This is a genomic window from Phnomibacter sp. (assembly GCF_036803085.1).
GTDB lineage: Bacteria > Bacteroidota > Bacteroidia > Chitinophagales > Chitinophagaceae > Phnomibacter.
This window is the reverse complement of the sequence record NZ_DAIRUZ010000001.1, coordinates 815770-829269: the sequence shown is the minus strand read 5'-3', so window position 1 is coordinate 829269 and position 13500 is coordinate 815770. Positions and strand designations below refer to the sequence as shown.

Sequence of the window (13500 nt, the reverse complement as noted above, 5' to 3'; positions counted from 1 at the left end):
ATGAAATGTCTTAACGATTGAGCTGATTAATTTTTCTCTTGTAAATACTGAAGTTCTGCCACAGCAGTACGATAAGCAAACCAGCTATCGAGGTATTGCAATTGTACTTGTAAGGCGGGTTCTACAATCAGCATCCAGTTCATATAATTGAGTTCGCCGGCTTTGAGTTGCTGTTGCGCCGTTTGCAAAATATCCTGCTTGCTTGGCAGCAATTCCTGTTCAATAGACTGCACTTGTTGCCACAGCAACTGCGTTTCTTTCCACTTCAGTTGATAGTTGCCCGATAGCTGCTGTTGCTGCATTTGCTGCTGTTGCAAAAGTGTTTGCTCCCGCAATGCTGATGCTTTTACTTTAGCTTTTGATGCTTTGCCAAACAGCGGAAAACTCACGCCAACTTGTGCTGCCGAAAAACGGGTGCCTGCTTCATAAAACTTATCCGTACCATCTCTGCTGGTTTGAAACCCAATCAGGCTTTGGTTGTTGTAACCCAGTTCTAATTCTGGTTTGCGGAGTGATTTCAGGTATTGCGTTTCTGCAGCAGCAGCCTTGGCTTGTGCCGCTACAATTTGTATTACCGGATGTTGTGAAATGGTTGTAGAATCAATGCCGTGCAGTAATACCGCCGATTTGAAATTCTTGTCTACAGGTTGTAGTGGCTCGGTGGTTTGCAGCAATACTTGCAGCTGCAATACCTCACGTTGCATTGCAATGTCGGTTGTTTGCATAGCCTGCCTAACGAGTTGTTGCTGCTGCCGGTAGCCGGCTAATTCCAGTTTATTGGTTTCCCCTGCCTGCAAGCGTTGTGTTGCCAGTTTTACTTGACGCTCATACAAAGTATCCATCATTTGTAAATGCAATTTGCGTTCCTGATGATAGGCATAATTGACAAAATGTTGCCGCACCATCAAGCGCAATTCAGCTACACGCAATTGCATTTCTTTTTCAAACACAAATACTGCAGATTGAAATACCTGCTTTTGCGCAGCCACCGAACCAAATGGCAAAAAAGGTTGCGCTACCATAAATCGGCTATCAAAATTGACAGAGTTTGTTTGCCCTAATTCAGCAACAATTCTGGTGCGTGGCATTTCTCCGGCGGTAGCTTGAAGTGCCTGTAAATACTGCTGTTGCAACTGCCCTGCTTTCAATGTTATGTTTTGCTTGGGCAGCAAATCAAAAGCTTGTTCCAATGTGAGCTTTTGCTGAGCCTGAGCAGTAATGCCCGCTCCCAACATAAGTGTGATGATTACAGCTACAGTCGGATTATTTCTTTTCCTATTCATACGAGGATTGGTTTCTACCCATTGATACAAAACAGGGAGTACAATGAGGGTTAGGAAAGTGGCGGTTATTAATCCTCCAATAACAACAGATGCCAACGGTCTTTGCACTTCGGCTCCGGCACTATGGCTGAGTGCCATGGGCAGAAAACCAAGTGAGGCTACGGCTGCCGTCATCAGTACCGGCCGCAAACGGGTGTGAGTGCCGGTTACAATCAATTCTTGTAAAGACAATTTGCCTTCTTTTTTCAGTCGGTTAAATTCTGTAATCAATACAATACCATTCAACACTGCCACGCCAAACAAGGCAATGAAGCCCACGCCTGCAGAAATACTAAACGGCATATCTCTCAACCATAAAGCAAACACACCGCCAATAGCCGATAGTGGAATGGCTGTAAAAATGAGCAATGAATGTTTGAATGAATTGAATGCAAAAAACAGCAGCAAAAATATCATAGCGAGTGATGCAGGCACTGCTATCATCAACCGGTTTTTTGCGGCATTCAAATTTTCAAAGGCTCCGCCAAAATGAAGGTAATAACCTGGTGGAAGCTTTACCTGATTGGTTACTTTATCTTGTAATTCATGTACCACACTTTCAACGTCTCTGTTGCGTACGTTGAAAGCCACAATAATTCTACGGCTGGCATTTTCCCGCTGTATCTGATTAGGCCCTTCTTCTATAGAAATATTAGCCACCATATACATAGGTATTTGAGTGCCTTGTGCGGTTGGTACAAGTAGTTGTTGAACGTTGCTTACATCTTGCCGGCTGTTGTTTTCCAAACGCATCACCAAATCAAAACGTTTTTCTTTTTCATACACCAATCCAGCAGATTCACCAGCAAATGCAGTACGAACAATCTGGTTAATGTCGTCTACATTTACGCCGTACAAAGCCATTGCATCACGGTCATATTTCACTACTATTTGTGGCAAGCCGGTTACTGCTTCAAGGTATAAATCACTGGCACCTTCTACCTTTTCGGCAATGGCACCAATTTTAGCAGCATAAGCGGCCAATGAGTCGAGGTCTTCGCCAAAAATTTTACATACCACATCCTGCCTTGCACCTGATATTAATTCATTGAAACGCATTTGTACAGGAAATTGAAAGCCAGCTGATAAGCCGGGCACTTCGCTCAATGCTTCACTCATTTTATCTGCCAATTCATCATAGCTCTCAGCAGAAGTCCATTGTTTTTTGTCTTTCAGCAAAATAATGAGGTCTCCCATTTCGATAGGCATAGGATCGGTTGGAATTTCGCTGGCACCAATTCGGCTTACAATTTTTTCTACCTCCGGAAACCGGGCTTCCAAAATGGCTGCGGCTTTTTGCGATGCTTCTACTGATGCTGTGAGAGAACTTCCGGTAAGCAATCTTGTATCTACTGCAAAATCACCTTCTTCCAATTCGGGTATAAATTCACCGCCAAGTGTCGTCATCAATGCAATGGCCGTGGCAAAAACAACCACTACCAATACCATCAATGATTTTTTAAAGCGTAATGCCAATTGTAAAAATGGCAAGTACGATTTTTCTACCAAAGCCATGAACTTATCGGAGAAATCTACCTTGCTGGAAATCTTTTTACCAATGCCCAACGAAGTAATCATGGGTACATAAGTAAGTGATAGTAAGAAGGCACCTACCAATGCAAACGAAACCGTTTGTGCCATGGGTTTAAACATCTTTCCCTCTATGCCTACCAATGCTAAAATGGGGAGGTACACAATCAGAATAATGACCTGACCAAACACTGCAGCATTCATCATTTTGCCAGCAGCATTTTCCACTTCATGGTTCATTTGCTCCTGCGATAAAGTAGTGATACCACCGGGAATCTTTTTGTGGTGCAAGCGGTGTAACACTGCTTCCACAATAATAACTGCACCATCTACTATCAACCCGAAATCGAGAGCCCCCAAACTCATAAGGTTGCCACTTACACCAAACAGGTTCATCATAATGATAGCAAACAACATAGCCAGCGGAATAACCGACGCTACGATGAGACCAGCCCGCAGATTGCCCAGAAACAATACCAGTACCAGCACCACAATCAATGCACCTTCTGTCAGGTTGGTTTTTACGGTTTTGATGGAACGTTCAACCATTTTGCTGCGGTCATAAAATGTTTCGACCAGCACACCTTCCGGCAGCGATTTTTTAATCACTTCCATCTTTGCTTTCACCTGGTTTACCACATCCATACCGTTGGCACCTTTCAGCATCAACACTACAGCGCCGCTAACTTCACCCTTGCTGCCATCTACCAATGCGCCGTAGCGTATAGCATGGCCTTCTTTCACCGTTGCTACATCACGTACATACACAGGGGAACCATTGGCTGAAGCTTTCAGCATAATGGATTCAATCTGGCGTATGTCTTCAATCAAACCCTCGGTACGAATGAAGAGTACCTGGTCATTTTTTTCGATATAGGCACCGCCAGAGTTTTGATTATTTTTCTGCAAGGCATTGTAAACATCTGCAATGCTCAGCCCCATGCTGTTGAGCTTTTCAGCACGAAAAGCAATTTCATATTGCTTGAGATGACCACCGAATGAACTGACATCGGCAACGCCTTTTGTGCCCAGTAGTTGTCTACGTATTTGCCAGTCTTGAATGGTACGTAAATCCGCCAGTGAATACTTGCCCTCGTAGCCCGGAGCCGCTTTTACAATGTACTGGTACACTTCACCCAAACCGGTGGTAAGTGGCGCCATGGTTGGGCTGCCTGCACCGGGAGGAATTTCATCTTTGATGTATGGCAGCCGTTCTGCTACCTGCTGTCGGGCCCAGTAAATATCTGTTTCATCGTTAAACACAATTGTAACTACCGACAAGCCAAACCGACTGATGGAACGCATTTCGGTAATGCCCTGTATGTTGGAGCAGTTTTGTTCTACAGTAAATGTTACAAGGCGTTCTACTTCTGGCGCAGCCAAAGCAGGGCTCACGGTAATTACCTGCACCTGATTGCTGGTAATATCCGGCAAAGCATCGATGGGTAATTTTTGAATATGGATGATGCCTGCTACAACAAGTGCAGCCACCATAATGCCCACAATTAATTTATTGCGGATGGAAAAATGAATAATAGCGTTAAGCATAATGATATGCGCTTACATACCAGACTTTGCTGGTACGCAATGATTTAAATGGTATCAAAAATTGTTGCGAAAGTTGGATTATGCAACCAGATGCCGCGGCGGCTGAAAAATGTCTGCTGAATATAAATCGAACAGAAACTGATGGAAAGGAATAATGCGGGGTTTACTTACAATAAGTACCGGAGCCCTGAGTGGAGTAACATGCGTAGGCGGAAAATAACCAAGGGGCAACAGACTGGTGCCATCTTCATGTGTTTTAAATGGCAATTGCATGTCTTTTTGCCAATCACCATCTATATCAACCTTCTCGTTGTAGTGCATTTTAATAAAAGCCATCAACGATAATTGCGGATCCTCCTGACTGTGTTCGAAATAGTGCTTTACAAAACTGGGCAACTTCAGCAGCTGGTAGGCTTCTGTAGTGCCAATGAGGTAAATACACATCAGTGATATAGAAAGAATCCGTCGCAAGGTGCTAAAGGTAAAACTTTTGGGGCAGTGGCAGGATGGTTATATTCGTTGTTATCCATAAACGCCATCATTTGACTACACTATGAAAGGAATCCTGCTCACTGTCACTTTGTTTTTTGCGATCGAAAATATCCATGCACAAACTTCCTCCAATCCCGCTGTACCACACTATGGTGCAGTGTTTGCCCAAGTGCCAGGCCTTTCATTTACTGCAGATAAAAACCTGCCCTACAAAGTGGTAATTGAAATAGACAAGAGTGATACAGGTTCTGCAGACATTAGCCAGTCGCTGGAAATTGCCAGCCGCTTTGTAAACCTTTTGGCCGTCGACGGCATTTCGCAAGACAAGCGTTCTATCGTTATTATTTTTCACAATGCCGGCAGTTATTGCATTCAAAAAAATGAAGCATATCAGCGGAAATATGGACGGCCCAATCCTAATCTGCAGGTTTTGGATGAACTAACAAAGGCGGGAGTAACGATGATGGTTTGTGGGCAGAGTACTGTAAAAAGAAAACTGTTGCCAGAGGAATTATTGCCGCAGGTAAAAATTGCCACTTCTTATATGACGGCCTTTGTTACCCATCAACTCAAAGGTTATGCTGCCATGAAAATGTAGCACTACTTCAACAGCTTGGGCAGCAGTTTGCTAATCTCCATCCAATCGGGGTCTACTGCTGCTACTTTGCCATTTTTGTCAATTAAATAGGTGGTAGGAATCTGGCGGATATTCCATTTGTACGCCACGGCATCTTCTCCTCCTTCAGCATCGTGTACCTGAAGCCAGGTCATTTGGTCTTGCTTGATGGCCCGCTTCCATGCAGCAGTGTTTTGATCTACCGAAATGGCAAGAATTTCGAACCCTTTGGCCTTGTATTGTTCGTATACCGGTTTGGCCATTTTGTTGGAAATACGGCAAGGGCCGCACCAGCTGGCCCAAAAATCAATGAGTACCACTTTGCCACGAAGGCTGCTCAAGGCCACGCTATCACCTTGTGCATTTTGCAGCCGGATGTCTGGCGCCGTTTGCCCTTTACGGGGCGGCTGCGCCAGCAATGCTGTGCTGAACAATAAGCAAGAAAGCAGGGCAGCAAAAAATAACTGATTGATTTTCATAATAATTGATGCAAAATGGTGTGGCTAAATTACAGCCGTATTGGCTTGGCTTGTTGCTGGCAATTTGTTAACCTTGCAAAGCACAAGCTTCAAATAATGGGAATAAAAGCAATTATCCAACAAGCTTGCCTTTTCCACATATCCACCAAAACGGCGAAAAAACCAGAATTTTAGTGGATAATGTTTGGCCACGATGGTCATTCCTCCTACTTTTGCAGCCCTAATTTCTGGATGGGTCATGTCTGGCAAAAGAACGTACGATATTGCATTTGTAGGATTAAAGCCGGGCGAACACCAGTTCAGTTATGAAATTACGGACAAGTTCTTTCAAGATTATGATGAGCAGGACTTCACAGACGTGAATGCCACCGTTAAGTTGAATTTGGACAAAAAGACTGGTTTCTTTTTACTGAAATTTGATGTAGGTGGATCACTCAAAGTCATTTGCGACCGCTGCGGCAATAACCTGCCCATGCATTTGTGGGATGAGTTTAAAATAGTGGTGAAGTTGGTAGACAACCCGGACGAAATGAACGAGCAGGAAGAAGATCCTGATGTTTATTATATCGACCGTAACGAAAGCCACCTGCATTTGAGTGATTGGATTTATGAGTTCATCAACCTGAGCATACCTATGACACGCATGTGTAATGATGCAGAAATTGGTGGCCCGTACTGCAACAAAGAAGTACTGGAAACGCTCAATAAGCTCCGCCCCAGCGAAGAAAATCACAACACAATCTGGAAAGACCTGGACAAATTCAAGGGACTTGAAGAAAACAGTAATTAATAAACGCTTTTGATAACTTTTAATTAGATCCGTTATGCCTAATCCGAAACGACGCCATAGCCAGCAGCGCAGCGCAAAACGCCGTACGCATTACAAAGCCGTTGCAGCTACCCTGAGTGTAGACAGTGCTACCGGCGAAACACATGTTCGCCACCGTGCACATGTTAGCGAAGGAAAGCTGTACTATAAAGGCCAGGTGGTGGCTGAGAAGTCTCCCATCAAGAAATAATTCCCATTCTTAATGGTTAAGGTGACACTTTGCTAAAAGGTGTCACCTTTTTATTATTTTCCGCACCTTATGAAGATAGCATTGGACATGATGGGCGGCGACTATGCCCCCCTTGAAGCGGCGAAAGGAATAAAACAGTACCTGGCTACCCCAAGAGCTGGTGTACAAATTCAATTGTTGGGTGTTGCAGCCGATGTGGCTGAAGCATTGGCTACAGTTGGATTGACAGGCCATGAACAACTCCACATTGTAGACTGCCCGGAAATTATAGGCTACCATGAGCACCCCGTAAAAGCCTTGAAAGGCAAACCTCAATCGTCTATTTCTGTAGGGTTTGGCATGCTGGCAATGGGCAAAACCGATGCCCTCATTAGTGCGGGCAATACTGGTGCCATGCTGGTGGGCAGTATGTTTTCATTGAAGCTTTCTGCGGGTGTGTTGCGCCCTACTATTGCTACCATTATTCCACGTGAAGGAGGCAAAACAGGTCTCTTGCTCGATGTGGGCATCAACAGTGATTGCAAGCCAGAAAACCTGGATCAGTTTGCCATTATGGGCACTGCTTATGCCAGAGAAATTTTAGGTATAGAAAATCCTTCTGTTGGCCTGCTCAATATTGGTGAAGAAGAAGGGAAAGGCAACATGCTGGCACAAGCTGCATATCCTTTGCTAAAGGCCAATACCCACATCCGCTTTGTGGGTAATATGGAAGGCCGCGATATTCTGGAAGACAAAGCGGATGTAATTGTGTGTGATGGTTTCACGGGCAATGTATTGCTGAAAATGATGGAATCTATTTATCCGATTACACAACGCCAGGGCATCAGTCATCCTTACTTCGATCGTTTTCATTTTGAGCAGTACGGTGGCACACCTGTTTTGGGAGTAGAGAAGCCCGTGATTATCGGTCACGGCGTTTCGCAGGAGGAAGCATTCTGCAATATGATATTGGTGGCAGAAAAAATGATTACCACCAACTTCATTGGCAAACTGGCCGCAGAAATTGAAGTAAATCCGGGTACTGAAAACGAAGTACCGGAACCTTAAGTTTAACGAAGAAATTTCCCCCAAATAATCAGGGCTATGGCCAAAGCGGCCACAATCATAGGAAGCAACCACCACCGGTCGGTTGCTTTTTCGTGTTGGTCATAAAAGGCTTCCATTTCGGTGTTGGTTGTTTCTACATCGCCCACCACCATTTGGTGTACTGCGCCCTCTCTAATCACTCTTTCGGCAGCAATAGACTCAAAACCTGTTTGAAGCGTTGCTGGTAAAAAAACAACATGATTGTCTTGCTGATGTAAAGTGCCAAAGGCCCCAATCGCAACAGCATCACCTTGCTGTAGTTGCTGTGCAGTTTCATTTTGCCACAGCATTACTTTTTCAAAAGCATCTTCTTCAGTTGATTGCAGTTGCTGTGCTACGAAACGCACCAAAGGCTGCATGCTTACTGCATTATCTGCAGTTAATTGCTCGAAAGACAACGCTGCTGTAGGCGGCACAAATGCACGTTCTGCTACATCGTACTGAGCGGGTTGTGAAGCTGCACGAAGCACTCCAACACCATCCAGTGGCAGTTCTTGATGCGACAACAGAAATTCATTCAGCAATGCGTTCATGCCAACAAATTAACAGGAACTGAATCAGATGAGCAAAACTGCCCGATTTAGAAGTGGAAAATGGCACCGCCCAAGGCCTGGAAGCCAAACACCCGGTACTGGTTCCATCGCTGGTAATCCTGATTCACAATGTTGTTAAGCTGCAACCAAAGTTTCACTTTTTTGTGTACGTCAAACTCCAGACCTGCATTCAAATCCAATGCTGATTTTCCCTTTTTGTCATCGCCGGTTTGGTCGCGGTACCAGGCGCCATTGATGGTATACAAGTCGGCTTTGAAACGCAGATCTTTCAAAATGAGTACCTGCACCGAAGAACGCAATTCGAAAGGTAGCAAACCATAGGCTTTTGGTGCTGCATCTATGTCGTTGTAAATATTTACTTGTAAGCTGTTGGTCCAGTTCAGCTTTTGGCCTTGCTGATACACCAGTTCACCAGCAATAAATACACGGTTCAAATCCAGCTCACGAAGAATTTGAAAGCTGCTACCATCCTTACTATCATTTACAAACAGCGGCACATTGCTTTGTTTGCCTACACCGGCTTTTACCCGAAAGCCGAGATTCTCATTGACATTCGATTTTACCGCAGCAAATATTTCGCTGTTGCGGGTATTGGTCAGGCTATCAGGCTGCTGAATCCAAGGATTGAATGCCGCCAAAGAACGGAAGGTTTGCTCGTCATAGTATCCACGAATCCCAGCTTGTAATACGAGGTTTTTTTCATTCAGTAAGTATTCAACCGACACATCGGGCAGCAGCTTAAATACCTTGTTGTTCCATGACGGAATAATGCCTGCTTTGACAGAAATATTTTCTTTCAACTGCAACTGCGCATTCACCGGAATCATGAAGAGGTTGTTGCTAAAATCAGCTTTGTTGCTTCGCAAAGAAGACAACATGCCTTTGATGCCTACCGTTACACTGGCATTGTCGCCAATGGTTTTGGTGATAGGTGCTTCAAAACGAACCGCCGTTTCCTGTGCATCATATTTATCCGAAAAGAAATGCGCATCAATCTTGGCATCATAACTCACACCGGCACCTCCGGCAATGCTGTTGCCCAAACCAGCACCAACAAAAATGGTATTGTATTGCAAGGCCATCGAATCGAGCACTGGTGGCGTTGCCTTAGGCTCCCAACCATAGCGCTGCGTTTGCTGGCCCTGGTAACCGCCATATAAATGCAGTGAATTGTTTTGCTTCATGTGCAGCCACAGATTGCCTTTTACACCATACTGGGCGGCTTTCTGATAATCGAGATTGCCTTTAGAACTGGTGTAGTTTCCTTCCACGCTGCCGTTCGATTTTTCGCCATTGCCAAACGAAGCCAGTGCTTGCAAAAAAGGTGTACTGAAATTGCCGAATCCTGCTTTTACATACACAGAAGGAGCTGCATTTTTCAACGTACTATCTTCCTGAAAAGCCAATGGCCGCAACGGTGCGGGTACAAAATTGAACGCCAGATTTTGCGAAGGAATTTTGTAACTGAGTTTGGGCCTTGCACTATCTGCAGGGGTGGCACTGGCCGTAAAACCAAATTTCTGTTGCTGCTGCAAACTGGGCTTAAAGGAAGACGTGATTTCGATGGTTCTTCGCTTCACCGTATCCTGTGCGATAGCTGTTTGAAAACCTGCTACACACAGCAGCAAAACAAACAGGTGATTGAGTGATTGATATATTCGGTTCATTACTGCCCTCCTATTTTTGATGCTGCTGCACTCATGCTTTCGGCCTTGGCCAATTTGCTGGCGGCTTCGGCTTTCAGTTCAGGTATGGTAGCATTTTCGGCCACACTTTTGTATGTAGCCTTTGCATTAAAGTAATCTTCTTGTTTCAGGTAAATATCGCCGAGCAAAATGTAGGAACGCTCCACCCAGTTGGCATAAGAGCCAGCTTTTTGCACCACTTCAAATGCTGCTTTTTCAGCTTCTGCTAATTTTTGCATCTCAAAATAACATGCGGCAATTTGATAACGGGCTTCGGCTCCAAACTCCGCTTTCGACAGCGCCGCTACTGATTTGAAAGCTGTGATGGCTTCTGTGCAATTGCCTTCTGTTTTAGCCTGCTTACCAATGATGAGGTTGGCAAACACTTTGTCATCGCTGCCGGCGCCGCCTTGCTGCAACAACTCTTTTGCATTGGTAACTGCGTTGGCGAAATCGTTGAGGTAATATTGACAACGGGCCAATCCACGCATCGACTCCAAACGGTTTTCGTTGCTGCTGGCTTGTTGCTTCAGCTGTGTGTAATAGCCGGAAGCAGTGCTGTAATTCTTTTCATCGAAATAGTAATAGCGGGCCAGCAAGAGCAGCGATTTTTCTGCATACTTGTTTGGTGCCAGCTTTGCCACAGCATCATAGTGCGTCATGGCCCTGGGCATGGCTTTCATTTCACGGTTTAGCTCAGCAGCGTAGTAATGCGCATCAACAATGTAACGGCCGGCAGGAAACTGCTCGGTGTATTTTGTAAAGCCAGCCAATGCCTGAGGCTTTTTACCATCTGACAGCTGCAACTCTGCAGCAACATAGGTAAGTGAATCAGCCACATTCTGATCTACACTTCGGCCCACACTTTTCAGGAAGCTTACATATTGATCGGGTTTGCCTTGTTCTACATAAATGCTGCGAACGTTATCAATGGCTTCTTCACTTTCCGGCGATTGCGGATATTGTTTCAGCAGTGTGGTAAAAGCATTCAATGCTTCATTGAACTGATCGAGGTTGTATTGAGCCAGGCCTGTTTTGAGGTAAGCCGTTGGCTTCAAACTTTCATTTCCTTTTGAGGCAATGATTTTGGCCAGAAAGGGAATGGACTCCTTGAATTTTTCATCGGCCAAATAAGTATCGGCAATTTCCATATTGGCAAGAGCTGCCAAACCACTGTTAGGATACAAACCTTCGATAGAACGCAACAGATTGATTTTTTCTGCTGCACGGTTTTGAGCTCCTGCAATCATACCCGCCTGATACAACGCATAGTCGGCGCCATAGCCCCGCTTGGCCGCTACCTGATTGTAAATGGGCAACGACTTACTAAAATCTTTTTGCATGAACGCACAATCTGCAAGGCGCAACTGTACATCAGTTTGCTGTTGCTCGTTGGCAAAATAACCCTTGGCTATTTCTGCAAACACATTGCCTGCCTGCTTGTACTCTTGCAAGCGAAGCAAGCTATAGCCGAGGCTGTATTTCGCATTGGTTACATTGGCTTCGCCTTGCACTTGCGGCTTGCTCAGGTAAGCCTGAAAATGCTGCACCGCACTGGCAAATTCATTCTTACCAAAATCAATTTCGCCCTGCCAGAAATGAGCTAGCGAAATCACAGATTCATTGTAAGGAGCCGTCTGCACTTTTTTCAACAACAGCTCTGCACCGGCCACATTGCGATCGTTCATCAACTCCTGTGCACGGTTGTACGCAATGCGAGGATAGTACGACTTCGCCATTTCACTTTTGGTAGGAAGCGATTCGTACAAGTCGAGTGCTTCTTTGTAGTTGCTGGTATTGCCGAGCACACCCACCAGCAAATCTCTGGCTTCGGTAATGTAAGCTCCCTGGCGATAGCTGTTGACGTATTGTTTCAATGCGGGCAATGCTTCATTGTCGTAGCCGAGTTCGTAGCTCAGCTTACCGTAGTTGAACAAACTGATTTCTTTAAACTGTGCATTGCTGCTGTTGCTGCTACAAAACAAAAACGCATTGCGGGCATTGTTTTTCTGGCCTGTTTTTAAGTAGGCATCACCCAGCAAATACATGGCATGCTGGCTCAGCGAATCATCGCCGCCAGCCAATGGTTTGAACTGCTCAATAGCCTTAGGATATTGCTGACTGATGTAATAGCAATAGGCCAATTCATACAGGTCTTCTTTTTTTACTTTATCGGCATTTTTTACGTACTGCTCAAGATAGGGTTGCGCTTTGGCATACTCTCCTTTTTCAAAATAACCATGGCCCACCAATTGCTGCAATTCTGATTTGTAATAAGGATTGCCTGTTTTCAATGCAGCTTCGGCCTGCTCCATGCCTTTGGCTTTTTCGCCAATGGAATAGTTGATGCCGGCAGTATAATACGGCACCATGTCCTCGTACTTTTTATTGTACCGAACCACTTCAAAACTCTGCAGTGCTTCTTTGTATTGCTTGTCGTTGAAAGCCAGCAAACCGTAGTAATAATTGGCATCGGCATAGTAAGGTGATGCTGCAGACTGCCGCACCGAATTGAGCAAGGGCTTTGCCTGCACAAATTGCTTTTGCGTGAAATACGCATAGCCTTGCTGAAATTGCATGGTAGCCACCTGCTCGTTGTTGAGGTTGCTCACATTGGCTTTGTCAAAAGCAGTGATAGCCTCAGCATAGCGCTGCTGACGGAAATAATACGAACCCAGATAAAAACCCAGCTGCCCTTTGAGATAAGAACCAGCATTGCTCATCAAATAACCTTGTGCCTTTGGTTCGGCACCGGGATTGTCTTCCATCAGTTCGCAGGCCAGCATGTAAAAACGTAACTCTTCCACATACAACTGTTGGTTAATATCTACAGGTGTGGTTACGGCCTGCTCCAACTCTTTAAACACCGGATAAGCCAGTTTGTACTGGGCGGAAGTAAACCACTGACGGGCATCCAGAAAACGCTGGTACTTGCCCGGGTCTTTTACTATAAACGTGTGCTGTGCAGCAACGCTGTTTGCCCAAAGCACTACACCGGCCAAAACAACAAGCGGCAGGGTAGCAATATTCCTGGGCAGGAAACGGGTAACATGCATCATAATGAATTACTTACTGTGTATACGCAGTCGTACATCGACAGGTTACAGCAGCAGGCTAACGCAAATTAACCCGTGAATATTGGCAGGCCTCTGCCCTGCTTTTTCACATT

11 protein-coding genes are annotated in these 13500 nt (G+C 45.1%); 4 read left to right on the top strand and 7 right to left on the bottom strand.

Features of this window, described 5'->3' with window-relative positions:
• Nucleotides 1–26: 26 nt before the first annotated feature.
• The gene (locus tag V7Q13_RS03525) at nucleotides 27–4400 is read right to left on the bottom strand and encodes a CusA/CzcA family heavy metal efflux RND transporter (RefSeq protein WP_333799297.1); all 4374 of its coding nucleotides are present in this window, start codon (nucleotides 4398–4400) and stop codon (nucleotides 27–29) included.
• 78 nt (nucleotides 4401–4478) lie between these two features.
• A complete protein-coding gene (locus V7Q13_RS03520) occupies nucleotides 4479–4844 on the bottom strand; it encodes a hypothetical protein (protein ID WP_333799296.1) in 366 nt (121 codons plus the stop codon).
• A gap of 109 nt (nucleotides 4845–4953) precedes the next feature.
• Here V7Q13_RS03520 and V7Q13_RS03515 point away from each other — a divergent pair, with 109 nt between their 5' ends.
• A complete protein-coding gene (locus V7Q13_RS03515; RefSeq protein ID WP_333799295.1) occupies nucleotides 4954–5490 on the top strand; it encodes a DsrE family protein in 537 nt (178 codons plus the stop codon).
• Nucleotides 5491–5492: 2 nt separating this feature from the next.
• Here the strand turns inward: V7Q13_RS03515 and V7Q13_RS03510 are convergent, their stop codons facing one another.
• The gene (locus V7Q13_RS03510; RefSeq protein WP_333799294.1) at nucleotides 5493–5987 is read right to left on the bottom strand and encodes a TlpA family protein disulfide reductase; all 495 of its coding nucleotides are present in this window, start codon (nucleotides 5985–5987) and stop codon (nucleotides 5493–5495) included.
• Between the two features lie 24 nt (nucleotides 5988–6011).
• On the bottom strand, nucleotides 6012–6227 hold the full coding sequence (locus V7Q13_RS03505) for a hypothetical protein (protein ID WP_333799293.1): 216 nt from the start codon (nucleotides 6225–6227) through the stop codon (nucleotides 6012–6014).
• On the opposite strand from V7Q13_RS03505, the gene V7Q13_RS03500 reads away from it, so the two are divergent.
• From V7Q13_RS03500 to plsX, 3 genes are all read left to right on the top strand, one after another.
• Entirely contained in the window at nucleotides 6226–6777 is a 552-nt protein-coding gene (locus tag V7Q13_RS03500; protein ID WP_333799292.1) for a YceD family protein, read from the top strand. The two genes, V7Q13_RS03505 and V7Q13_RS03500, sit on opposite strands and share 2 nt — an antisense overlap.
• Before the next feature lie 34 nt (nucleotides 6778–6811).
• Nucleotides 6812–7006 carry a 50S ribosomal protein L32 gene (gene rpmF / locus V7Q13_RS03495; protein WP_157478539.1) on the top strand — a complete coding sequence of 65 codons (195 nt, stop codon included), beginning with the start codon at nucleotides 6812–6814 and terminating at the stop codon, nucleotides 7004–7006.
• 69 nt (nucleotides 7007–7075) lie between these two features.
• The gene (gene plsX, locus V7Q13_RS03490) at nucleotides 7076–8053 is read left to right on the top strand and encodes a phosphate acyltransferase PlsX (protein WP_333799291.1); all 978 of its coding nucleotides are present in this window, start codon (nucleotides 7076–7078) and stop codon (nucleotides 8051–8053) included.
• A gap of 2 nt (nucleotides 8054–8055) precedes the next feature.
• Here the strand turns inward: plsX and V7Q13_RS03485 are convergent, their stop codons facing one another.
• Genes V7Q13_RS03485 through V7Q13_RS03475 form a run of 3 tightly spaced genes read right to left on the bottom strand, consistent with a single transcriptional unit; the run spans nucleotide 8056 to nucleotide 13390 of the window.
• Nucleotides 8056–8625: a hypothetical protein gene (locus tag V7Q13_RS03485; RefSeq protein WP_333799290.1), complete on the bottom strand. Its 570-nt coding sequence runs from the start codon at nucleotides 8623–8625 to the stop codon at nucleotides 8056–8058.
• Between the two features lie 47 nt (nucleotides 8626–8672).
• Nucleotides 8673–10313 carry a hypothetical protein gene (locus V7Q13_RS03480; protein ID WP_333799289.1) on the bottom strand — a complete coding sequence of 547 codons (1641 nt, stop codon included), beginning with the start codon at nucleotides 10311–10313 and terminating at the stop codon, nucleotides 8673–8675.
• Nucleotides 10313–13390: a tetratricopeptide repeat protein gene (locus V7Q13_RS03475; protein WP_333799288.1), complete on the bottom strand. Its 3078-nt coding sequence runs from the start codon at nucleotides 13388–13390 to the stop codon at nucleotides 10313–10315. Before V7Q13_RS03475 ends, V7Q13_RS03480 begins: the two co-directional genes overlap by 1 nt.
• Between the last annotated feature and the right edge of the window lie 110 nt (nucleotides 13391–13500).